Annotated in this window: 21 protein-coding genes; 12 read left to right on the top strand and 9 right to left on the bottom strand. The window is 60.6% G+C overall.

Annotation, left to right across the window (positions count from 1 at the left end):
* Positions 1-2: 2 nt before the first annotated feature.
* Both OKQ63_RS20815 and OKQ63_RS20810 read left to right on the top strand, forming a co-directional pair.
* Entirely contained in the window at positions 3-716 is a 714-nt protein-coding gene (locus OKQ63_RS20815) for a helix-turn-helix transcriptional regulator (protein ID WP_264211916.1), read from the top strand.
* 62 nt (positions 717-778) lie between these two features.
* On the top strand, positions 779-2,116 hold the full coding sequence (locus OKQ63_RS20810; RefSeq protein WP_264211915.1) for a lytic murein transglycosylase: 1,338 nt from the start codon (positions 779-781) through the stop codon (positions 2,114-2,116).
* 125 nt (positions 2,117-2,241) lie between these two features.
* Here the strand turns inward: OKQ63_RS20810 and OKQ63_RS20805 are convergent, their stop codons facing one another.
* The 6 genes from OKQ63_RS20805 to OKQ63_RS20780 all read right to left on the bottom strand — a co-directional run bounded on the left by OKQ63_RS20805 (position 2,242) and on the right by OKQ63_RS20780 (position 9,620).
* Positions 2,242-3,417, bottom strand: a complete 1,176-nt coding sequence (locus OKQ63_RS20805) for an ABC transporter permease (RefSeq protein ID WP_264211914.1) — start codon at positions 3,415-3,417, stop codon at positions 2,242-2,244.
* 5 nt (positions 3,418-3,422) lie between these two features.
* Complete coding sequence (locus OKQ63_RS20800) at positions 3,423-4,694, bottom strand: ABC transporter permease (RefSeq protein ID WP_264211913.1); 1,272 nt, start codon at positions 4,692-4,694, stop codon at positions 3,423-3,425.
* 127 nt (positions 4,695-4,821) lie between these two features.
* Positions 4,822-5,925, bottom strand: a complete 1,104-nt coding sequence (locus OKQ63_RS20795) for an extracellular solute-binding protein (RefSeq protein ID WP_264211912.1) — start codon at positions 5,923-5,925, stop codon at positions 4,822-4,824.
* A 79-nt stretch (positions 5,926-6,004) separates the two neighbouring features.
* On the bottom strand, positions 6,005-7,105 hold the full coding sequence (locus tag OKQ63_RS20790; protein ID WP_264211911.1) for an ABC transporter ATP-binding protein: 1,101 nt from the start codon (positions 7,103-7,105) through the stop codon (positions 6,005-6,007).
* A 367-nt stretch (positions 7,106-7,472) separates the two neighbouring features.
* Complete coding sequence (locus OKQ63_RS20785; RefSeq protein WP_264211910.1) at positions 7,473-8,867, bottom strand: aspartate aminotransferase family protein; 1,395 nt, start codon at positions 8,865-8,867, stop codon at positions 7,473-7,475.
* Positions 8,868-8,933: 66 nt separating this feature from the next.
* Entirely contained in the window at positions 8,934-9,620 is a 687-nt protein-coding gene (locus tag OKQ63_RS20780) for a GntR family transcriptional regulator (protein WP_264211909.1), read from the bottom strand.
* Positions 9,621-9,762: 142 nt separating this feature from the next.
* Here OKQ63_RS20780 and OKQ63_RS20775 point away from each other — a divergent pair, with 142 nt between their 5' ends.
* The 5 genes from OKQ63_RS20775 (at position 9,763) to OKQ63_RS20755 (ending at position 15,340) form a co-directional block, all read left to right on the top strand.
* Positions 9,763-10,851 carry a polyamine ABC transporter substrate-binding protein gene (locus OKQ63_RS20775; protein ID WP_264211908.1) on the top strand — a complete coding sequence of 363 codons (1,089 nt, stop codon included), beginning with the start codon at positions 9,763-9,765 and terminating at the stop codon, positions 10,849-10,851.
* Between the two features lie 115 nt (positions 10,852-10,966).
* Positions 10,967-12,094, top strand: a complete 1,128-nt coding sequence (locus OKQ63_RS20770) for an ABC transporter ATP-binding protein (protein ID WP_264211907.1) — start codon at positions 10,967-10,969, stop codon at positions 12,092-12,094.
* 185 nt (positions 12,095-12,279) lie between these two features.
* On the top strand, positions 12,280-13,209 hold the full coding sequence (locus OKQ63_RS20765; protein ID WP_434086027.1) for an ABC transporter permease subunit: 930 nt from the start codon (positions 12,280-12,282) through the stop codon (positions 13,207-13,209).
* Complete coding sequence (locus OKQ63_RS20760; protein WP_264211906.1) at positions 13,206-14,021, top strand: ABC transporter permease; 816 nt, start codon at positions 13,206-13,208, stop codon at positions 14,019-14,021. The genes OKQ63_RS20765 and OKQ63_RS20760 overlap by 4 nt, the downstream gene beginning before the upstream one ends.
* Complete coding sequence (locus tag OKQ63_RS20755) at positions 14,021-15,340, top strand: NAD(P)/FAD-dependent oxidoreductase (RefSeq protein WP_264211905.1); 1,320 nt, start codon at positions 14,021-14,023, stop codon at positions 15,338-15,340. The genes OKQ63_RS20760 and OKQ63_RS20755 overlap by 1 nt, the downstream gene beginning before the upstream one ends.
* Here OKQ63_RS20755 and OKQ63_RS20750 read toward each other — a convergent pair.
* The 3 genes from OKQ63_RS20750 to fliK form a co-directional block, all read right to left on the bottom strand.
* The gene (locus tag OKQ63_RS20750) at positions 15,313-16,089 is read right to left on the bottom strand and encodes a phosphotransferase (protein WP_434086064.1); all 777 of its coding nucleotides are present in this window, start codon (positions 16,087-16,089) and stop codon (positions 15,313-15,315) included. The two genes, OKQ63_RS20755 and OKQ63_RS20750, sit on opposite strands and share 28 nt — an antisense overlap.
* Before the next feature lie 148 nt (positions 16,090-16,237).
* Positions 16,238-16,915, bottom strand: coding sequence for a flagellar hook capping FlgD N-terminal domain-containing protein (locus OKQ63_RS20745; protein ID WP_264211903.1), 678 nt, complete (start codon positions 16,913-16,915; stop codon positions 16,238-16,240).
* A gap of 4 nt (positions 16,916-16,919) precedes the next feature.
* A complete protein-coding gene (fliK, locus tag OKQ63_RS20740; protein WP_264211902.1) occupies positions 16,920-18,692 on the bottom strand; it encodes a flagellar hook-length control protein FliK in 1,773 nt (590 codons plus the stop codon).
* A 128-nt stretch (positions 18,693-18,820) separates the two neighbouring features.
* Here fliK and OKQ63_RS20735 point away from each other — a divergent pair, with 128 nt between their 5' ends.
* The 5 genes from OKQ63_RS20735 (at position 18,821) to flbT (ending at position 21,334) form a co-directional block, all read left to right on the top strand.
* Entirely contained in the window at positions 18,821-19,114 is a 294-nt protein-coding gene (locus tag OKQ63_RS20735) for a rod-binding protein (protein ID WP_264211901.1), read from the top strand.
* Positions 19,107-19,466, top strand: coding sequence for a flagellar biosynthesis protein FlgN (locus tag OKQ63_RS20730; protein WP_264211900.1), 360 nt, complete (start codon positions 19,107-19,109; stop codon positions 19,464-19,466). The genes OKQ63_RS20735 and OKQ63_RS20730 overlap by 8 nt, the downstream gene beginning before the upstream one ends.
* A 201-nt stretch (positions 19,467-19,667) precedes the next feature.
* A complete protein-coding gene (locus tag OKQ63_RS20725) occupies positions 19,668-20,477 on the top strand; it encodes a flagellin N-terminal helical domain-containing protein (RefSeq protein WP_264211899.1) in 810 nt (269 codons plus the stop codon).
* A gap of 78 nt (positions 20,478-20,555) precedes the next feature.
* Complete coding sequence (gene flaF, locus OKQ63_RS20720; protein ID WP_264211898.1) at positions 20,556-20,927, top strand: flagellar biosynthesis regulator FlaF; 372 nt, start codon at positions 20,556-20,558, stop codon at positions 20,925-20,927.
* Positions 20,928-20,929: 2 nt separating this feature from the next.
* On the top strand, positions 20,930-21,334 hold the full coding sequence (gene flbT, locus OKQ63_RS20715) for a flagellar biosynthesis repressor FlbT (protein WP_264211897.1): 405 nt from the start codon (positions 20,930-20,932) through the stop codon (positions 21,332-21,334).
* The last annotated feature ends 252 nt before the right edge of the window (positions 21,335-21,586 follow it).

Here is a 21,586-nt window from a genome sequence, read left to right as displayed (position 1 = left end):
CCATGTCCCGCACCCACCGCCTTTTTCAGCTGATGCAGTCCCTGCGCCTGGGCCCCGGTCCGCACACCGCGGCAGAGCTGGGCCGCGGCCTGGGTGTCTCGGCCCGCAGCATTCACCGCGATATCGCCACTCTGCGCGAGATGGGGGCGGTGATCGACGGCGAGGCGGGGTATGGCTTTACCCTGATCGAGGACAATGCGCTGCCCCCCATGGGGTTTCGCGATACCGAACTGGAGGCGCTGGTGCTGGGCCTGCGCGAGGTGGAGTTGATCGGCGACCCGGAACTGGCCACTGCGGCCTCCGAAGCGCTGCGCAAGCTGCAGGCGCGGCTGCCGCCGCGGCAGGCGCACCGGCTGCGCCATGCGGTGCTGGCCCCCTACCGGTTCGAGCGCCCCGTGCCGCCGGCGATTTCCGCACAGGACCTGCGGCAGGCGGCCTGGGACGAGGTGGAGGTGCGCTTTGGTTATACTGACGGCTATGGCGCGGTGACAGAGCGGCAGGTGAAACCCCTGAGCGTGGTCTATTTCGACCGCTCCACCGTGCTGATTGCCTGGTGCGGCCTGCGCGATGCGGTGCGGGTGTTCCGGCTGGACCGGATGCGGGGGCTGCAAGTGACCGGGCAGAGCTTCCGCCCGCACCGGGTGCCGATGCTGCGGGACGCGCTGGAGCAAATGCAGAAGGAGCGGCAGGCGGCGGCCCGCACATGCAGGGAGTGACCTCTTTACCCGGGCTCCGCCTCCGCTAGACTGGCGGGGAGCAGTGTATAATGAGGTGCATCATGCGCAGATGGGTTGCAGCGTCCCTGGTGGCAGGCGGAGCCATGGCGGCACAGGCCGCACCGGACAATACCGTGAGGCCCGCCCAGCGGCCGGAAGCGGTCACGCAGGAGGGACAGGATGAGAGCTATCGGCTTGCGTCCGCGGCCACGGCCACGGCCTTGAGACCGGCGGCGCGCCCCGCGGCCCATAAAGAGGTGGCGCCGGAGCCGGCAGCGGCAGAGCTGAATTTCCAAGGGTGGATCCAGGGCTTCCGGGACCGCGCCCTGGCCCAGGGCATCAGCGCACCGGTGCTGGACCGCGCCTTTGGCGGCGTCAGTTATGATCCGGAGGTGATCCGGCGCGACCGCAACCAGTCGGAATACACCAAGACGATCTGGGAGTACCTGGACAGCGCCGCCTCGGAGCTGCGGGTAAAGAACGGCCAGGCGGCGCTGCGGGACCACCAGGCGCGGCTGGAGCAGATCGAAGCCGAATATGGCGTCGAGAAAGAAGTTGTGGTGGCGGTCTGGGGGCTGGAAAGCAGCTATGGCACTTTCCGCGGCAAGATGGATGTGATCCGGTCGCTGGCGACACTGGCCTTTGACGGGCGGCGCGGGGAATTCTTTGAGGGCCAGCTGGTTGCGGCGCTGAAGATCCTGCAGGCGGGCGACGTCGCCGCCCGCAAGATGACCGGCAGCTGGGCCGGCGCCATGGGGCACACCCAGTTCATACCGACCTCCTACCTGGAATACGCGGTGGATTTCACCGGCGACGGCAAGCGCGACATCTGGTCGGACAATCCAGCCGATGCGCTTGCCTCGACCGCGGCTTACCTCAAGCAGTTCGGCTGGGTGAAAGGGCAGCCCTGGGGCGTGGAGGTAACTCTTCCCAACGAGTTTGATTACACGCTGGCAGACCGTGAGATCGAAAAACGCCCGTCGGACTGGGCCGCACTTGGCGTCCAAGGGCTGGACGGGCGCGCGGTGGCCGATCACGGCCCGGCTTCCATCCTTCTGCCGGCTGGCCGCGAGGGGGCAGCCTTCATGATCTTCGGGAACTTTGCTGTGCTGGAACGCTACAACACTGCCGATGCCTATGTGATCGGTGTCGGGCATCTGGCCGACAGGATCAGGGGCGGTGCAGCGATCCAAAGCGGTTGGCCGCGCGGCGACCGGGCTTTGACCCTGGCGGAGCGGGAAGAGATGCAGAGGCGGCTGACCAGCGAGGGCTTTGACACCGAAGGCATTGACGGCAAGATCGGTCCCAAGACAATCGGAGCGGTGCGCGCCTACCAGGCGGCAAACGGTCTGACACCGGATGGCTACGCGTCTCCGCAGCTGCTGCATCGCCTGCGGTAGCACGGACGCTGGGGAGCCAGCCCCCTCATGGCCTCACGGCCAATTCACCCCCGCGTTTTTTCATTGCAATGCATAGCAAAAGGCCCCGCAGAACGGGGCCTTTTCGATTGGGCATTTGCAGCGGATCAGCTGGGGGACATGCCGCGCAGCCGCTCCGACCGCCGGCGCAGCATTTCCACCGTGGCCAGCAGCAGGATTGAGATGGCCACCAGGATTGTCGCCACTGCCAGAATGGTCGGCGATATCTGCTCGCGCAGGCCCGTGAACATCTGCCACGGCAGGGTTTTCTGCCCAGCTGAACCCACGAACAGCACCACGACAACCTCATCGAAGGACGTGATGAAGGCGAACAGGCTGCCCGATATCACCCCTGGAAGGATCAGCGGCATCTGCACCCGGAAGAAAGTGGTGACCGGACCGGCGCCCATGTTGGCCGCGGCACGGGTCAGCGAGCGGTCAAAGCCCACCAGGGTTGCCGTTACCGTAATGATCACAAAGGGGATGCCCAAGGCGGCATGCGCCAGCACGACGCCGAAGTAGGTGCCTTGCAGACCGATACGGCTGTAGAAAAAGTACATGCCGGCAGCCGAGATGATCAGCGGCACAATCATCGGCGAGATCAGGATTGCCATGATCGCCCGGCGGAACGGCACATGCGGCTGGCTGAGGCCGATTGCGGCCAATGTGCCAAAGCTGACGGACAGGATCGTCGCCATCGGTGCAATCTTGATCGAGTTCCACAAGGCATTCTGCCAATCATTGTTGGTGAAGAAGTCATTGTAGTGCTTCATCGAATAGCCGGCCGGATCAAAGCGCAGCATTTCCGGGGTGAAGGTAAAGAAATCCTCAGCGTTGAAGCTGAGCGGCATCACCACCAGGATCGGGGTGATCAGGAACACGAAGATCGCGCCGCAAATCACCCGGAAGGCATAGTGCCACAGCACTTGGCCAGGTGTCAGATAAGGAGCCAGGTAAATCCGGTAGCGTGAAGCGGCAATCCAGAAGATGAACCATCCGGCAAACCAGCCGAACAGCGCGCCGATGACCGCAGCCGGGAGCCCGCCCGACAGATAGCCAAAGACCGCAAACACTGCGAAACTCGCCCAGCGCAGGGGCCTTTCCTGGCTCATCATCGACGCGAAGGCAAAGCCGATGACCGCCAGCACCGCCGCACCGGCAACAGCCCCGATCAGACCAGCGTCATTCGCGGTACCCACGAAGAGGCCGAAGATGGCCCCGGCGCCCGCAGCAACCGCTGCGGTAAAGCCGGGAGTTTGATTTTCAACAGGTGTCAGTGCCATGTGTCTTATCCAAGCTTCACGTTGTCGATGCCGACGATCTTGTCATAGGTCCAGTAGAGCAACAGGACGACCGCCAGCAGGATGGTGCCCAATGCCGCCGCCAGGCCCCAGTTGAGCGAGGATGAAATATGGTAGGCGATCCGGTTGGAAATGAAGACGCCTTTGGTGCCGCCGACAATTTCCGGCGTGATGTAGTAGCCGATAGCAAGAATGAAGACGAGGATCGAACCCGCGCCTATACCTGGCACCGACTGCGGGAAATATACCCGCCAGAATGCAGTCCAGTTGGTGGCGCCCAGAGATTTTGCCGCGCGCAGGTAAGTCGGCTGGATGGTCTGCATTACCGAGTACATCGGCAGGATCATGAACGGCAGCAGGATGTGGGTCATTGCCACGATGGTGCCGAACTGGTTGTTGATCATCACAAGGCGGGCGTCATCAGCCACGAAACCGAGCCACACCAGCACGTCGTTGATCACCCCCTGCTGCTGCAGCATCACCTTCCAGGCCGATGTCCTCACCAGGAGCGATGTCCAAAACGGGAGCAGCACCAGAATCATCAGCATGTTCGCGGTTCGGGACGGCAAATTTGCCAGAATCCAGGCAACCGGATAACCAAGCAGAATGCAGGACCCGGTAATCACCAGTGACATTACAAGTGTACGCATGAACAGCGTGATATAGATCTGCTGGTTTTCAGGCCGCATCTCGGCGCCGTCCGGCCCCTTCTGCATGTCAACAGAGTTCAGGAAATAGCCGTTGGTGTACTTCGGGGTGTAGGTGCTGATGGTCCGCCAGACTTCGATGCTGCCCCAATCCTTGTCGATGCTGAGGAACTTATCCTTGAAGGGCGCGTCTGCCGCCAGATCCCAGCGGCTGACCTTGCGGCCCGATTTTCGGAACAGCGAAGAGATACCGGTCAATTCGTAGTTCAGCCTGGTGCCAAGCCGGGTATGGGTTTTTTCCTTCGCGGCAACCTGCATATCAGCTGCAAGTGCGGTAAAAACTTCTTCGCCCGGCGCCTCGCCGCTGTCCGGATCCCAGTCCTGCAAGGCAACAACGGTCTTGGGCAGGGTATCGGCGACGATCCCGTTTTCAACGGAACGGAACAGCATATCCGCAATCGGAAAAATGAATGTCAGAAGGATGAACAATAGCAGCGGTGCGATCAGCATCAGCGCGCGCAGTTTCTGCATCCTGAGGGCACGGGCCAGGCTTCGCTTCAGCGGTGTCCCGTCTGCCGCAAGAACCGGGCCGGATTGGGTGATGTCACTCATGGTATTCCCTGTTGTTTGCCTGCCGTAAGACAAGCGCAGTCGAGCTCTTCGAGCCTTGCACGGCTCTTTTTGTGAAGGGCCTAAGCCAGGGGGCATCTGCTGCCCCCTGGCATCTTTTCAGAGTGGCTTACTTAGCCAGCCATGCCTGGAACTTGCCTTCGATATCATCACGGTAATCTGCCCAGAACTCATAGTTGTAGAGGAAGGTGTTCTGTGCGTTCGCCGGATCGGTCGGCATATGCGGCGCCATGTCGATGCCAAGGTCTGCATGCTTGCCGACCAGAGGAGCGGATGATGCACGTGCCGGACCGTAGGAAATGTAAGCTGCCTGGTCCGCCAGACGCTGGGTGTCGGTGGCAAACATGATGTAGTCCAGCGCGCGGGCTTTACGCTCCTCGCTCAGGCCGGCCGGGATGATCCAGCCGTCCAGGTCGAAGATCTGCGCATCCCACAGCATAGCAACCGGCTGCTTCTGCTCTTCGATGACAGAGAACAGGCGGCCGTTATAGGTGGAGCCCATCACGATTTCGCCGTCAGCCAGCAGCTGCGGAGTATCGGCGCCCGCAGACCACCAGATCACGCTGTCCTTGATGGTGTCGAGTTTTGCCAGCGCACGTTCCTGGCCTTCCTCGGTTTCCAGCACATCATAGACTTCGTCCTTGGCAACGCCATCGCAGAGCAGAGCCCATTCCATGTTGTTGATCGCACGTTTCTCCAGCGCGCGCTTGCCCGGATAGGCCTCCAGATCGAATACCGCGCAAACGTTAGTCGGCGGGGTGTCACCGACCAGATCTGTGCGGTAGCCAAAGGTGGTGGAGTAAACAATCTGCGGAATGAAGCATTCCGAAACCAGAAGATCGCCGAAATCTTCGGTCGCGGGGGTGCCGTCCGGCGCCGCCGCCAGTTGAGTATCGGCGTCGATTTCCATCGCCAGGCCTTCGTCGCACAGGCGCATCGCATCCGCAGCCACAACGTCGACCACATCCCAGGTGACATTGCCGGCTTCATTCATCGCACGCAGCTTGGCCACCGCCTCGGCAGAGGATTCATCGTTGATGATCTTGACGCCGGTCTTTTCCGAGTAGGGTTCGTGATAAGCCTTGAGCTGCGACTTGGAATAGGCGCCGCCCCAGGACACGATGGTCATTTCATCTGCCATGTCGGCTGCAAATGCCATCGGTGCGCACAGCGCAGTGGTTGCGGCCAAGGCAGTCAGTTTGGTGAGTTTCATGAACACTCTCTCCTTGTTGAATCAGGTTATTTAGTTGTTACCCCCGGTCATTACCTGCCGGGGGTTCGGCGCACGCGGGTCAGGCGTCCAGCGCGCGGCAGTCTTCCGGCAGCCAGCCGATTTCGATCTGCTGACCGGGCTGCAGCCGGACCTGGTCCGGGGCGTTCCGGGTCTTGATGATGAACTCATCATTGCCGGCAACCCGCAGACGGGTGCGGAAGATGTCGCCCATATAGATGAACTCCAGCACTTCCGCTTTGAGTGTATGAACGCCTTTCTGCAGGCGTTCCTTGTTATATTCCACCCGTTCCGGCCGGATCGACACGCGGGTACGCTCGCCCGGCTTTGACACGTTGACCGGTTTGCAGTCGATCAGCCCGCCATCATCCAGCTGCACCAGCGCGATACCCTTGTTGATTTCCTTGACGGTGCCTTCCAGCGTATTGTTTTCGCCGATGAACTGCGCAACAAAGCTGTTTTCCGGGCTTTCGTACAGCTGATCCGGCGGCGCGATCTGCTGGATTCGGCCGTCGTCAAACACCGCAACGCGGTCCGACATGGTCAGCGCTTCTGTCTGGTCGTGGGTCACATAAACCACTGTGATGCCCAAGCGGTGCGCCAAGTGGGTGATCTCGAACTGCATCTTTTCGCGCAGTTGCTTGTCAAGCGCGCCCAGCGGCTCGTCCATCAGAACCAGTTCCGGTTCGAACACCAGCGCGCGGGACAACGCGACCCGCTGCTGCTGGCCGCCGGACAACTGGGCCGGGCGGCGGCCGCCGAAGGCGCCCATTTCCACCATGTCCAGCGCGCGCTTCACTTTTTCCTCGCGTTCGGACTTGCCCATCTTGCGGACTTCCAGCGGGAAGGAGAGGTTTTCCGCGATCGTCATATGCGGGAACAGCGCGTAGTTCTGGAACACCATACCGATGCCGCGCTTGTGCGGCGGGATGTTGTTGATCGACGTCCCGTCCAGGCGGATGTCGCCATGGGTCGCGGTTTCAAAACCGGCCAGCATCATCAGGCAGGTGGTTTTGCCCGATCCGGACGGGCCAAGCATGGTCAGGAATTCGCCCTTGGGCATAGTGAGGTTGAGATCTTTGACAACGAGATTTTCGCCATCATAGCTCTTTTGGACGCGTTCGAATTCAACGAACGCATCAACGTTTGACGCATCAGCCAAAGCAGGCTCCCCGTAGTTTTGTCATTCTGGCAGATTTGCTCTGCACTTATTTGAAGTTAATCACACCAAAGCTATCAAGCGCTAGATATGAAAAAAATATTCTTTCAATGGCGAGCGTACGAAATTCATACTTCGGCCCTCTCCCCACGCGAAAAAGAATATCCGTGGAGAACTCTAGTCCTGATCCTGCAGACCGGATCGGACACTTTGCGGCACCCTTCGGATGTTTTGCGCCGCACTTGGCAAAACCAAGCACAAAAACGACGCTTTTGCCCCCGGAACCGAATGAATTGGCCCGGCAACGCTGTTGCCGGGCCGGGATGAGTCGCGGGCTGAAACGGCGCGACCGCGGTGCCTGAGAAATGGATCAGGCGCTGTGCAGCAAATCTTGCGCCTTCAGTTCGGTATAGCATTCATTCAGCGACGTTTCCGCACGTGCGATCAGAACGTCGATCTGCTCAGGGGTAATTACCAGCGGCGGCGAAATGATCATCCGGTCGCCGACATGGCGCATCACCAGATTGTTGGCAAAGCAGCGCTCGCGGCAGATATAACCGACAGTGCCCGCATCCGAGGCGAATGCCGCGCGGGTTTCCTTGTTCGGGGTGAGCGCGATCGAGCCCATCATGCCGACGATTTTAGCTTCGCCGACGAGCGGGTGCTCCGACAGCGCCTCCCATTTCTCTTTCAGGTAGGGAGCCGCCACATCGCGCACATGGCCCAGGATGTTTTCCTCTTCCAGGATGCGCAGATTTTCCAGCGCCACCGCGGCGGCCACCGGATGGCCGGAATAGGTGTAGCCGTGGTTGAATTCACCCCCCGCAATGACAGAGGCAACCTCGTCGCTGACAATCGAACCGCCGATCGGCGCGTAGCCGGAGCTGAGGCCCTTGGCGATGGTCATGATGTCGGGACGGATGTTCAGCGTCTCGCTGCCGAACCAGTTGCCGGTTCGGCCGAAGCCGCAGATCACCTCGTCGGCAATCAGCAGGATTTCATACTTGTCGCAGATCCGCTGGATTTCCGGCCAGTAGCTGTCCGGCGGCACGATCACCCCCCCGGCGCCCTGTACCGGCTCAGCAATAAAGGCAGCGACTCGGTCTTCGCCGAGCTCCAGAATCGCCTCTTCCAGTTCGCGGGCGCGCTGCAGTCCGAAATCTTCTGGCGGCATGTCGCCGCCTTCGGCCCACCAATTCGGCTGATTGATATGGTGGATATCCGGGATCGGCATGCCGCCCTGGGCGTGCATGCCGCTCATCCCGCCCAAGGATCCGCTGCCGACCGAAGAGCCGTGATAGGCATTCTTGCGGCTGATGATCACGGATTTCGACGGTTTGCCCTTCAGTGCCCAGTAATGGCGCACCATGCGGATGTTTGTGTCATTGGCCTCGGAACCGGAGCCGGCAAAGAACACATTGTTCAGATCGCCCGGTGCCAGTTCGGCAACCTTCGCCGCCAGCGCGATGGCCGGCACGTGGGTGGTCTGGAAGAAAGTGTTGTAATAGGGCAGTTCGCGCATCTGGCGCGCCGCCACCTCGGCCAGTTCATCGCGGCCATAGCCGATGTTGACGCACCACAGGCCGGCCATCGCGTCGAGAATCTGATGGCCCTCACTGTCGGTGAGATGCACGCCGTCGGCGCGGGTGATGATGCGCGCGCCCTTCTGCGACAGCTCGCCATTGGCGGTGAAGGGATGCATGTGGTGGGCAGCGTCCAGCGCCTGCAGCTCGGCCGTCGGCATGTGGTTGGTGATCACGGTCATGGGAGTCGCTCCTGAGAAAGACTGATTTGCCCCAGAATATGATCAAATTCTGAAGTGTCAATCGAATCAGTTAGCCCCTTTCAGCCCGTCGACCACATGCTCCATGCCCTGGCAGACGTCCCGATCCATCGCCAAAGCGGCCATTTCCGGATCCTGCCGCCGCAGCGCCTCCAGGATATCCTTGTGCCGGTCCGGAAAGCTCTGGGTTCCAAGCCGCCCGCTCACCACCCGCAGCGACGGGCCGAAGCGCAGCCACAACCGGTCGGCAATGTCGCTGAGGATCGGGGCATCCGCATGGGAATAGAGGGCGGTGTGGAAGCTGTAATTCTGCACCAGGTAACCCGCCACATCGCCGGTTGTGATGGCCTTGTCCAAGGCGTTGTCGATCCCCTCCAGCTCCTTTATGTGGGCTGCGCCGATGCGCATGGTTGCCCGCCGTGCAAGCTCACACTCTATTGTTTTTCTTGCAAAAATCAGCTCCTCCAAGTCCTCCGGCCCCAGCAGGGGCACTGAAACGCGGCGGTTGCCCTGGAACATCAGAGCACCGTCCGAGATCAGCCGCCGGATCGCCTCGCGCACCGGTGTCATGCCGGCCCCCAGCGTCTCCACCAGGCCCTGGATTGTCACCGCCTGGCCAGGCACCAGTTCTCCGAACAGAATCTGCGCCCTGAGGGTCTGATAAACGATCTCATGCGCGGGCTGCTTTGCCGGGCTTTCCTGTACCGCAGCGGATGGTGATTTCGTCTCTGCCACCTGTGGATTTCCTCCTCAATTTTGGCCAGCTTGCACCATCCTGAGCCAAGTGAAAACATAAAGAGTATTGCCGAACGCGGCAAAACTTGATCAAATCCTCTCACAGCCGGACCCGGAAACCGGCACGCACAGGGAGAAATTCATGACACTGAAAACGATGACCATGACCGCCGTCGTTGCCCTTGGCACGGCCGCCGCCGCATCCGCGGAAGAGGTGCGCGTCTACAATTGGTCGGATTATATTGATGAAAGCCTTCTGGAGAAATTCGAAACCGAAACTGGCATCGACCTGATTTACGACGTCTTTGACAGCAACGAGGTTCTGGAGACCAAGATGCTGGCGGGCGGCTCCGGCTATGACGTGGTGGTGCCGACCGGTTCTTTCTTGGCGCGGCAGATCCAGGCAGGCGCGTTCCAGAAGCTCGACTTCTCCAAGCTGCCCAACTCGGAAAACATGTGGGATGCGATCCAGGAGCGGACCGCCCGTTATGATCCCGGCAACGCCTACTCGGTCAACTACATGTGGGGCACCACCGGCATCGGAGTGAATGTCGGCAAGGTCAAGGAAGTGCTGGGAGAAGATGCCCCGATCGAATCGCTGGAACTGGTCTTCAACCCCGAAAACATGGCGAAATTGGCCAGCTGCGGTGTGCATTTCCTGGACGCGCCGGACGAAATGATCCCGGCGGCCTTGCAGTACATCGGGGAAGATCCCAACAGCGCGGACCCGGACGTTGTGGCCAAGGCCGAGCCGGTACTACTGGGCGTCCGGCCCTATATCACCAAGTTCCACAGCTCCGAATACATCAATGCGCTGGCAAATGGCGATATCTGCGTGGCCTTCGGCTGGTCCGGCGACATTCTGCAGGCCCGTGACCGTGCGGTCGAGGCGGACAATGGCGTCGAGATTGAGTTCAACGCACCCAAGGAAGGCGCGCTGATGTGGTTCGACCAGCTGGCCATCCCGGTTGACGCCCCGAACCCGGAAGGCGCGCACAAATTCCTGAATTTCATCATGGATGCGCAGAACATGGCGGCGGCATCGAACTATGTCTATTACGCCAACGGAAACAAGGCGAGCCAGGAGTTCCTTGAGGAGGATGTCATCGGCGATCCGGCAATCTACCCCAACGAGGACACCGTCAAGAACTTGTACATCAAGGAAAGCTACCCGGCGAAATTGCAGCGCAAGGCCACCCGCATGTGGACCAAGGTCAAATCCGGCACCTGATCAGCCGCACATGGCCGGCGGGGCGCAACTGCCGCCCCGCATTTCCCGACGCGCCTGGGCACTCCGGCGCGGCCAACCGAGACATTCGCGCACAACTTCGCAGAAGAGGCCCGGCTTGACTACTTCAGTCTTCGAACCCTGGAATGATCCTGAGGCTAAACCCCTGATTCACTTTCAGAACGTCACCAAACGCTATGGTGAGTTCACCGCTATCGACAACTTGACCATCGACATCTACGAGCGGGAATTCTACGCGCTTCTGGGCCCGTCAGGCTGCGGCAAGACCACGCTGATGCGGATGCTGGCCGGGTTTGAAACCCCGACCGAAGGCAAGATATTTCTGGCCGGGCAGGATATTGCCCCGGTTCCCCCCAACAAACGCGCCGTGAACATGATGTTCCAGTCCTATGCGCTGTTCCCGCATCTGTCGATCTGGGAAAACATCGCCTTTGGCCTGAAGCGAGGAGGTATGCCCAAGCATGACATCAACGACCGGGTCGAAGAGATGCTGCGTCTGACCCGGCTGGAGAAATTCGCCCGCCGCAAGCCGCATCAGATCTCCGGCGGCCAGCGGCAGCGGGTGGCACTGGCCCGGTCGCTGGCAAAGGCGCCGAAACTGCTGTTGCTGGACGAACCGCTGGGCGCACTGGACAAAAAGCTCCGCCAGGACACTCAGTTTGAACTTATGGACATCCAGGAAAAGACCGGCACCACCTTTGTGATCGTGACCCACGACCAGGAGGAGGCAATGACCGTAGCCTCCCGCGTGGCCGTGATGGACCACGGCAAGATCATCCAAGTGGCAACCCCGGACCGGATCTACGAGACGCCGAACTCGGTCTATGTCGCTGACTTCATTGGCGACGTGAACCTGATCGAAGGCACCGCCAAACCCAATGGCGGCGATACTTACGCCATGTCGTGGCACGAATCCCACCCGCCGCTGAGCGTGCAGTCGCCAAACGGGTTTTCCGATGGGCAGAAATGCCATCTGGCAATCCGGCCGGAGAAAGTCTCGATCAGCGCCGAACAGCCGGCCGGGGCGGACAACGCCGTTCAGGGCCGCATTCTCGACATCGCTTATCTGGGCAATATCTCCACCTATCATGTGGAACTGCCCACCGGCGCGGTAATCAAGGCGCAGACCGCCAATACCCGCCGCATCGCCCGCCGCGCCTTTACCTGGGAAGACACTGTCTGGCTGTCCTGGACCGCCACGGCAGGCGTTCTGCTGGCAGAATGATGCGCCGTTTTAATAATATTCTGATCGCGCTGACGCTTGCAGTTTTGGTACTCGGCTCCGCCTTGGGTCTGTTTTGGCTGATGCTCACCCTTTTGGGGGCAACCCACTTTGGCTTTGTGCCATCAACTGCTATCTTCTTGACACCACTGCTTGAGTATTTTGCTCAATCACTCATCCTAGGTGGGTTGGCATACCTGCTTTGGCAGTCACTCAGCGAATCTCAGAGATCTGCTGTATCCAAGAACCTTCTTATCGGGACACCTTATGTCTGGCTCCTGGCGCTGTTCCTGGTGCCGTTTGTCATCGTCCTAAAGATCTCGCTGTCGGACGCGGCCATCGCCCGGCCGCCCTATTTCCCGCAGTTCGATTGGGCCGAAGGGATTGCCGCCTTCATTGCGGAACTCGATTTCGAGAATTTCATCTGGCTGACCGAAGATGACCTCTACTGGAAAGCCTACCTCAGTTCATTGAAGATTGCCGTCATCTCGACCTTCTTCACCCTGCTGGCGGGGTATCCGATTGCCTACGGCATGGCCCGCGCGCCGGAGGAATGGCGGCCCACGCTGATGATGCTGGTGATCCTGCCGTTCTGGACGTCCTTCCTGATCCGCGTCTACGCGTGGATGGGGATTCTGTCGAACGAAGGTTTCCTCAATCAACTCCTGATGTGGACCGGGGTAATTTCGGAACCGCTGACCATCCTCAACACCAATTCCGCGGTCTATATCGGCATCGTCTACACCTACCTGCCGTTCATGATCCTGCCGGTGTATTCCGCGCTGGAGCGGCTCGACGGCTCGCTGATCGAAGCTGCCGAAGACCTCGGCTGCTCACGCCTGACGGCTTTCTGGCTGGTGACCATACCGCTGTCGAAAAACGGCATCATTGCCGGCAGCTTCCTGGTCTTCATCCCGGTGCTGGGTGAATTCGTGATCCCGTCGCTGCTGGGCGGTTCCGACACGCTGATGATCGGCAAGGTGCTGTGGGAGGAGTTCTTCTCCAACCGCGACTGGCCGGTAGCATCCGCCGTGGCAGTGGTTCTGCTGCTGCTGCTCATCATCCCGATCGTTCTGTTCCAGCGCAATCAGCAAAAACAGCAGGAGGCAGAGCAATGAACCGTATGAGCTGGTTTAACGCCGTATCGCTGACCCTTGGCTTTGCCTTCCTTTACATCCCGATGGTGATCCTCGTCATCTTCAGCTTCAATGAAAGCAAGCTGGTGACTGTCTGGGCCGGTTTCTCGACCAAATGGTACGGTGAACTGCTGCAGAACGAGGCGTTCCTGAACGCCGCCTGGGTGACCATCAAGGTTGCCGTGTTCTCCTCCACCATGGCCACCGTGCTGGGCACCATCGCAGCTTATGTGCTGGTGCGCGGCGGGCGGTTCATGGGGCGGACGCTATTCTCCGGCATGATCTATGCGCCGCTGGTGATGCCTGAAGTGATTACCGGCCTGTCGCTGCTCCTGCTGTTCATCGGCATCGGACTGGACCGCGGCGTGTTCACTATCGTGCTGGCGCATACCACATTCTCCATGTGTTATGTCTCGGTGGTGGTCTCCTCGCGGCTGGTGAGCTTCGACCGCTCGCTGGAGGAAGCGGCGCTGGATCTGGGCTGTTCGGCGGCCGAGGCCTTCCGCTTGGTGACCCTGCCGATCATTGCGCCCGCGGTGATTTCCGGCTGGCTCCTGGCCTTCACCCTGTCGCTCGATGACCTGGTGATTGCTTCCTTCACCTCCGGCCCCTCGGCGACCACCCTGCCGATCAAGATTTTCTCGGCCGTTCGCCTGGGCGTCAGCCCCGAAATCAACGCGCTTTCGACGATCATGATCAGCATCGTCACCATAGGCGTCATCACCGCCTCGCTGGTGACCAAGCATCAGGTGACCCGCCAGAAGCGTGAAGAACAAGCCGCAGTGCGCGCCTGATGCGGCGGATCTTTTCCGACTACGCCTATGGCCCCGGCCCGCGCAATAATTGCTGGTGGGACGAGACCATCGCAGCACCGGACTGGCCGGTGCTGCAGGGCGACGCCGTTGCCGATGTTGCCATCATCGGCGGCGGTTTCACCGGCCTGTCGGCGGCGCTGCACCTGGCGGAAAGCGGCGTCTCTGCCGCGGTGCTGGAGGCGGAAACACCGGGTTGGGGTGCCTCTGGCCGCAATGGCGGCTTCTGCTGCCTCGGCGGCTCCAAGCTCTCCGGCAGCGCCATGCGCCGCCTCTTCGGCAGTTCTGCGGCCGATACCTATGATGCCAGCGAGGTAGCCGCCGTTGATCTGGTGCGGGATCTGCTGGACACGCATGGCATCGTGGCAGACACCCATTCGCAGGGGGAAACCCGGCTGGCGCATAGCGAAAAGGCCGCTCGCCGCCTGCGGGCGGAAGCGGAGATGATGCGAAAGGCCGGGCAGACGCCGGATTTCCTGACCCGCGAGCAACTGGCGGGCAAGGGGCTGAACGGCAGTTTCCACGCGGCGCTGACAATGCCCGCAGGCTTTGCGCTCAACCCGCGCAAGTACCTGTTTGGCCTAGCCGGCGCCGCGCAAAAAACAGGCGCCGAACTGTACCAGCGCAGCGCTGCGCACGCCGTGGGGCAGATCGGCGGCGGCTACGAAACAGAGACTGATCAAGGGGTTTTGCGGACCTCCAAGGTCGTCATTGCCACCAATGGCTATTCCTCCGAGGACCTGCCCGGCTGGCTTGCCGGGCGCTACATGCCTGCGCAGTCCACGGTCATGGTGACCCGCCCGCTGGCTGAAGCAGAATTGCAGGCGCAGGGCTGGTTCTCGCATCAGATGGCCTATGACACCCGCAACCTGCTGCACTATTTCCGCCTGATGCCGGACAAACGCTTCCTGTTCGGGATGCGCGGCGGGTTGCTGGCCTCGCCCCGGGCCGAAGCCGCGATACGGTATAAGCTGCGGCAGGATTTCGAGGCCATGTTCCCGGCCTGGAGCAGCGTCGAAACCACGCACTGCTGGTCCGGCATGGTCTGCCTGTCGCGCAATCTGGTGCCCTTCATCGGCCCCGTTCCAGAGCATCCGGGGATGTTCGCCGGGCTTTGCTATCATGGCAATGGGGTGGCAATGGGCAGCTATGCCGGCAGGCTGCTGAGCGATTTGGTACAAGGACGCACTCCCGGCTTACCCTATTCTCCCGCAGTCCGGAAAATGGCGCGCTTCCCGTTCGGAAGGGCGCGCCGTGTTGTGATGCCGCCGGCCTATGCGGTTCTGGGCCTGATGGACTGAAGCGCTGCGCGCTCCAGCTCAAACGCCTGCCAGTCTTTCGCACCTCCGCGCTCGGCCCGCCACAGGCAATAGGATGCCATACGCCAATGGAACCAAGGCTTCAGGGCCAGGGTCCGTCCAGCAATCCGCGGATCGGGATAAGCCCGGAGAAACGCGTCTTCCTCCGCCTGCGACAGCGGCGCCCCCCGATACATCAGCTGCATAGCCGGCGACAGAAACAGGGACAGATCCTCAGCCGGATCACCGATTTGCGGGCATTGCCAGTCAATCAATGTCAGGGTGCCGTCATGCGCCAGCAGGTTGCCGGGCACCGGGTCGCCATGAATGAGCACCGGCTGCGGCAAAGGCGGTACCCGGCCCAGCGGGCGCAACGCCGCCAACTTTTCCCGGTTACTGCAATTTTCAAGGATTTCAACAGTTTGGTTTTCCAACGCCGTACTGCCATTTACCCCCAGCGGCAGCCCGGGCGGCGGTGCCAGATCGTGCAAACGCCCCAGAAGCTGCGCCACATGGCCGCTATCCTTCTGCCAAGGGCTGCCGTTCACATGCGCGTAACCCAGCCACCGCCGGCCCTCAAAGTCGCCAGTCTGCACAAGCGGCGGCACCATGCCGGTACCCGACAGTGTTGTCAGCACTGCAATTTCACGCGCAGGATCATTGGCAAACAGCGGGTTGGCGCCATCTCCTGCATATAGCTTTATCACCAGCCCGCCTGCCCGCCAGACATGGTTGGAACGCCCGCCCGCCAAACGCCGGGGAGCTGGCACATGCAGCCCAGATGCAGATAAATGCGCAAAAAGGCGGGCTTCGAACTGGTCAGACAGTTGTTGCAGGGCGGTCTCCGGTTTTATGCCGCCCTGTTCTTAGACAGTTTTCCCGCCCGCGCATACTGCCAGATCAGGTCTCAGGCTCGCGAAGCGCACTTACCGACGACGCCAGAACCACCGAACCGCCTTCGGTGATCAGGCCGACTTCACCGCCCTGCATCCGGGTTTCGTTCACCTTGAAATAAATCTCGGCATACTCCTGCAGCAGCAAGTCATCCCCCTTCCTGCTTTCGATGACAAAGGCATATTCGCCTGTCTCAAGCGGGTTGCCATCATCATCCAGCCCATTCCACCGATACGGCTCGGCCGAAACCGGCAAGGTGACGCGCTGAACTTCGGTACCGTTTTCATCCTGCACCACCAATGTTACCGAATCCGCGGCAGCAGCCGGATTAGGCGCAATGGTAACCGCGTTGCTGCCGTCGAAATAGCCAGGCGCCACGGCGCGTGCCTCCATCCCGACCCAGCCCGACAGCGCCGCCATATTGGCCAGTCCAAGCTGCGACTGCAGCCCCTCCAGAAGCGTGTTGCTCTTGGTCTGCTGTTCAACCATCGAGAATTGCGCCAGCTGCGCTGCATATTCGGTCGAATCCATAGGTTCCAAAGGATCCTGATTGGTCGCCTGCGCGGTCAGCATCTTCACGAAAGTTTCGAAATCCGAGGTCAGACCGGCAGTCTGCTGGGACGCGGCCCGCTGCGTAGAAGTTTGCCCTGCGGAGTAGCCCGCGGATGTTACTGCAGTTGTCATGTGATCAGACCCTCATGTCCACGCCGGCACTGCCATGCCGGAGGTTTTGTATTGCTGGTTCCCGGGTATCCGCAGCACCGGCACCAGGCGCTCCTGCCTCACCGCCGGCCTGCCCGGAGCCGCCATCCGGTTCTTGGCCCGACCGGTCGCCGCCGGTTTGGCCGCCACTGAATTCAAACGAAATATCCTCATACCCCATGCGGCGGAACTCTTCCGCCAGCTCATGTATGTGCCTGCGCATCAGGTCACCGGTTTCAGGGCGTTCCGTTTGAACAACCATGGTGATGCCTGTTTCGCTGGCCACCACGCGCATTTTGACATGGCCAAGCTCCTGCGGATTCAATGACACCTCAACCTTTTGTTTCCCCTTGGCCGCAAAGGCCTCGGCCAGTTGCGCCGCAATCATCCGCGGCACTTCCGGCCGGTGAGCAGCCTGTGTGCCGATGGACGCTTCCGCCAGCAGCTGCGTCAGCCCGGGCGCTTCGCTGGACAGGCCAAACGGTCCCGACAGCAGATCAGCGGATCTGGAAAACAGCTCCGCTTCCGCCGAGCCGCTGGCCAGCCCGCCCGCCATCAGAGGCTGCAGGACAGCAGGGCTCTGCGGAAACACGTGCCGGGCCGCCGGTACCTGCGCAACCTGTATGCCATCGCTGGAAGGCACCGCTGATCTCAGTCTGCCGGACGTGGCCGTCTCAGCTCCTGCCAAGGCCTCTCTTCTCAGCACCGGTGCGACAGGATCCGGCTTCTGGCTCGGCCCCTTAGGTGCAGGCAAACTTGCCGGAGTCGCCTGTGCCGCGGCTTGAGCCGCAGGCATGGCCGCCTGCGGCGTGCCGTCAGGCCGCCAATCTGCCTGCTGGGCCCCTGCCTGCATATTTACTGAACTGGAATTGGCTGGGGTGGAACCGGCAGGTATTTGGCTGCCCTTCGTGACCATGCTTTCCCGCCCTGAGGCAACAGCAGATTGCATCTGAGCGGTCTCACCCCGTGTTTTGCCCGGCCCCGCCGTCTTTGCCGAATCTTCTGGCTGCAAGGGGCCGGCACCGTCACCAGATTTCCCGTTTGCCGCCGACAGACTTGCATCTCCAATCTCCCGCACGGCTGCGCGCAATCCGGTCCCAGCCTCACCTTGCACTTGGTCCGCAGACAGTGCTTGGCCGGTTTCTGAACCCTTCCCAGCCTGGACTGTGGTTTGGCTGCCGCCGGCTGCCGCCAGATCCTGCTGCGAGGCAACTGCAGCAGCCCCGCCCGCGTCTTGGTTGGAACCGCCAGCTTCCGGCCGCGCAGCGGAGCCGTTTGCTTTGGACGGCAGCACGATGGCTGCCTCAGAATCCTCTGCAACGGGCTGTTCTTCAACTGGAAGGGACTGGTGTTCACCAACAGACACTCCCGCAGGAACAGACGCCGCCGGTTCCGCCGCAACATCTGTAGTGGAGATGGCCGGGATTTCTGATCCCGGCTCCGGTTCGTCTTCCGCCAATTCGGTCTCAGATCCGGATATTACATGTTCGGCATCATGTTCCGCCGGACCCATTTCGGGTTTTTCGCCAGATGCGCTCCAGCTTTCCGCACCAGAGCGGGAGCCTGCCTTGAGATCAGCTGCTGCAGATTCGCCGGCGCCTGGAGACTTCTCCGGAGACGAATTTTCTCGGTTGGAATCTGCAGATACGAATTCAGAGAAGTCACTGGAATTTGGTGATTTATTTGACGACTCTGCGATGGCAGGCGGCGCCTTGCCAACAGAGCGGGCTTCAAAGCCAAGGATCGAATTCATGTTCATGATCACTTTCCGGACATTCTATCTCGACCCGGACACACTTACCCAAAAGCGGTTACGGCAATTTTAACCGGTTCCTGCGCAGTCTTGGAAAAATCGATGCAATTCGACTTTTAACCGGAGAACCGGACATGCCAGATCTTCTGCCCACCTCGCTGCAGACTTCGTCTGCAGTTTCCCCAAAGCGGCCGACAAGCAGCGATCCGCTGCGCGAGGCCGCGATTGAGCTGGAAGCATCCTTTCTCGCCCAAATGCTGAAATCCGCGGGCCTCGGCGAATCCCGCGAAGGCTTTGGCGGCGGCGCCGGCGAGGAACAGTTTTCCAGTTTTCTCATCCGCGAGCAGGCCAATCAGATTGCCCGCGCCGGCGGCGTCGGCCTCGCCGAATCACTATATCACGCATTGAAGGAGACCCAAGGTGAGTAACCCGAAACCGCAGCAGCTCATTGACGAGCTTGATCAGATCCTTGACCGCGAACGCGCCGCGCTGATGGCCGGCGACCTCGGAAAACTGGAAGAGCTTCTGGCCAAGAAGGAGAAAGTCATCGGCAAGCTGAACGCAGTGACAGAGCTTGAACGCGGGGCGCTGGAGCAGGTTCAATCGAAGGTATCCCGCAACCAGCAGCTTCTGGACAGTGCAATGGACGGCATCCGCGCCGTTGCTGCCCGAATGGCGGAACTGCGCCGCATCCGCAAGGGATTGGATGTCTATGACCAGGCCGGGCGCAAGACCCGCTATCGCACCCGTGGTGCCACCAGACTCGAAAAACGGGCCTGAGCGCAATTTGGGGAAAATTCTAAAAAACCAAATCCCTGCATTAGCACTCCCTTAGCAACTCCTGCGCCAAAGTCGCCTTGCACCTCATGAGGGGTGGCGCGGAAGCCGGTCGGCGGAACGCACAGTCAGAAAGACGTCAATCAACGCCCAATGGGCACAGAATACCGGGGCTAAAACGCCTCACAGCTAAAGGAAAAAGCTATGACCAGCATTCTGACAAACAACGGCGCAATGGTTGCTCTGCAGACCCTGAAGTCTGTGAATAACAACCTGGAAGAGACCCAGAACCAGATCTCGACCGGTAAAGAAGTCGGCATGGCCAAGGACAACTCCGCTGTCTGGGCCATCTCCAAATCGATGGAATCCGACATCCAGGCCTTCGAATCTGTCTCCGACGCGCTGGATTTCGGCGAGGCCACTGTCGCGGTTGCCTCCTCGGGCATGGAACAGATCGTGGAAACCCTGAAGGAAATGCGTGAGCTGACTGTCGCAGGCGTTTCCCAGAACGTGGATCACGCCAAGATCGAAGCCGACCTGGCCAAAAAACGTGAACAGATCGACTCGATCATCAGCTCCGCGAACTTCAACGGTGCAAACCTGCTGGACACCGGTGTGACCTCGCAGCTGGACGTTCTGGGTGGCCTGAGCGCGACTGCCGACGTGATCTCCATTACCGGGATCAACTCGACGAATGCCATTTCCGGCACCATGGGGACCACGCTGGACTCGACCAACGCTGCCACCGTTCTGAGCGAAATCGAGGCGGCTCTGACCTTCGCGATCGACGCTGCGGCTCAGCTGGGTGCCGACAGCAACCGTCTGAGCGATCAGAACGATTTCGTGTCGAAACTGACTGACTCGCTGAAATCCGGGGTCAGCACCATGACGGATACGAACATGGAAGAAGCGTCGGCGCGATTGAAGGCCTTGCAGACTCAGCAGCAGCTGGCGGTGCAATCGCTCTCAATCGCGAACCAGGCGCCATCGACCCTGCAGCAGCTGTTCCGCTAACAGCCTGATCCGGGGCGCTGACGGCGCCCCGGTCTTCCCCTCTCAGAGAACCTGAAGAATAATACGTTAGGAAAACACGTGAATGCCCTTCTGAAGGCGAAGAGTGCCTATTCGGCGGCAAAGGCCCCGACCCGGACAGCAAAAAATTTCGAATATGAAGTGGTCGCCCGCGTCACCCGTCGGCTGATCACGGCGGCGAAAAACGGCCGCGATGATTTCAATGAACTTGCATCGGCATTGAACGACAACCGCAAGCTCTGGTCCATATTCACCGCGGATCTCGCTTCGAAGGGCAATTCCCTGCCCGACGATCTCAAGCGGAACCTGTTCGAACTGGCGGAATTCACGAGACAGCACACCAGCAAAGTGCTTCAGCGCAAGGCCAATGTCCGGCCTCTGGTGGAAATCAATACGGCCATCATGCGTGGCCTCCGCAGCGGAGCATCTTGAATATGAGCGGACTTGTCCTGAAACTTGCCCCCAAGGAGCGTGTCCTTGTGAATGGCGCGGTGATTGAAAACGGCGACCGCCGCAGCCGCCTGTCCATTGTTACCCCGGATGCCAACATCCTGCGCCTGCGCGATGCGATCCATCCGGAAGAAGCCAACACACCGGTGCGCCGGGTGTGTTATGCCGCGCAGTTGATCCTGTCCGGCGACGCCGATCCCGAGGAAGAGCGCCTGCCGATGCTGCGCCGGATCGAGGAGCTGAGCCAGGTTTTCACTGACCCGGACAGCCGTGCGTCGCTGGCCGAGGCAACGGACGCCCTGATCAGCAACAACCACTACCGCTGTCTGAAGGCGCTGAGGACCTTGCTGCCGCGGGAGGACCGCCTGTTTGCTGTCCGGCCCTCCTGACATTCAGCTCCTCTTGCCGGCAGCTGGAAATGAGGGCGGGACTTCCCTTCACGCCACATTTGACAAGCGGTTCGATGAACTTGCAAAGGGTGCGGTTTTGCAACGCGGGACAGTAGTAACCTTCCTGGAGCAGGTTCTCCAGGAAGGCTTCGGCATGAAGGGTAGCCCATTCAGCAGCTTGGACAATGCCTGATATTTGCAAGTCGGCAAGGCGTTCGAAATTGGTTCAGTGCCGTTACCCAAGACTGGCAC

It is taken from the genome of Leisingera thetidis, assembly GCF_025857195.1.
GTDB lineage: Bacteria > Pseudomonadota > Alphaproteobacteria > Rhodobacterales > Rhodobacteraceae > Leisingera > Leisingera thetidis.
Note: the sequence above shows the minus strand (reverse complement) of the source record. Positions and strands in the feature narration are given on the sequence as shown.

Excerpts from the sequence above, each read along its gene's own strand:
- OKQ63_RS20725 (WP_264211899.1), top strand. The coding sequence starts at position 19,668 with ATGACCAGCATTCTGACAAACAACGGCGCAATGGTTGCTCTGCAGACC.
- OKQ63_RS20795 (WP_264211912.1), bottom strand. The coding sequence starts at position 5,925 with ATGAAACTCACCAAACTGACTGCCTTGGCCGCAACCACTGCGCTGTGC.
- OKQ63_RS20775 (WP_264211908.1), top strand. The coding sequence starts at position 9,763 with ATGACACTGAAAACGATGACCATGACCGCCGTCGTTGCCCTTGGCACG.
- OKQ63_RS20815 (WP_264211916.1), top strand. The coding sequence starts at position 3 with ATGTCCCGCACCCACCGCCTTTTTCAGCTGATGCAGTCCCTGCGCCTG.
- flbT (WP_264211897.1), top strand. The coding sequence starts at position 20,930 with ATGAGCGGACTTGTCCTGAAACTTGCCCCCAAGGAGCGTGTCCTTGTG.
- OKQ63_RS20755 (WP_264211905.1), top strand. The coding sequence starts at position 14,021 with ATGCGGCGGATCTTTTCCGACTACGCCTATGGCCCCGGCCCGCGCAAT.
- OKQ63_RS20810 (WP_264211915.1), top strand. The coding sequence starts at position 779 with ATGCGCAGATGGGTTGCAGCGTCCCTGGTGGCAGGCGGAGCCATGGCG.
- OKQ63_RS20735 (WP_264211901.1), top strand. The coding sequence starts at position 18,821 with ATGCCAGATCTTCTGCCCACCTCGCTGCAGACTTCGTCTGCAGTTTCC.
- OKQ63_RS20785 (WP_264211910.1), bottom strand. The coding sequence starts at position 8,867 with ATGACCGTGATCACCAACCACATGCCGACGGCCGAGCTGCAGGCGCTG.
- OKQ63_RS20800 (WP_264211913.1), bottom strand. The coding sequence starts at position 4,694 with ATGAGTGACATCACCCAATCCGGCCCGGTTCTTGCGGCAGACGGGACA.
- OKQ63_RS20805 (WP_264211914.1), bottom strand. The coding sequence starts at position 3,417 with ATGGCACTGACACCTGTTGAAAATCAAACTCCCGGCTTTACCGCAGCG.
- fliK (WP_264211902.1), bottom strand. The coding sequence starts at position 18,692 with ATGAACATGAATTCGATCCTTGGCTTTGAAGCCCGCTCTGTTGGCAAG.
- OKQ63_RS20760 (WP_264211906.1), top strand. The coding sequence starts at position 13,206 with ATGAACCGTATGAGCTGGTTTAACGCCGTATCGCTGACCCTTGGCTTT.
- OKQ63_RS20745 (WP_264211903.1), bottom strand. The coding sequence starts at position 16,915 with ATGACAACTGCAGTAACATCCGCGGGCTACTCCGCAGGGCAAACTTCT.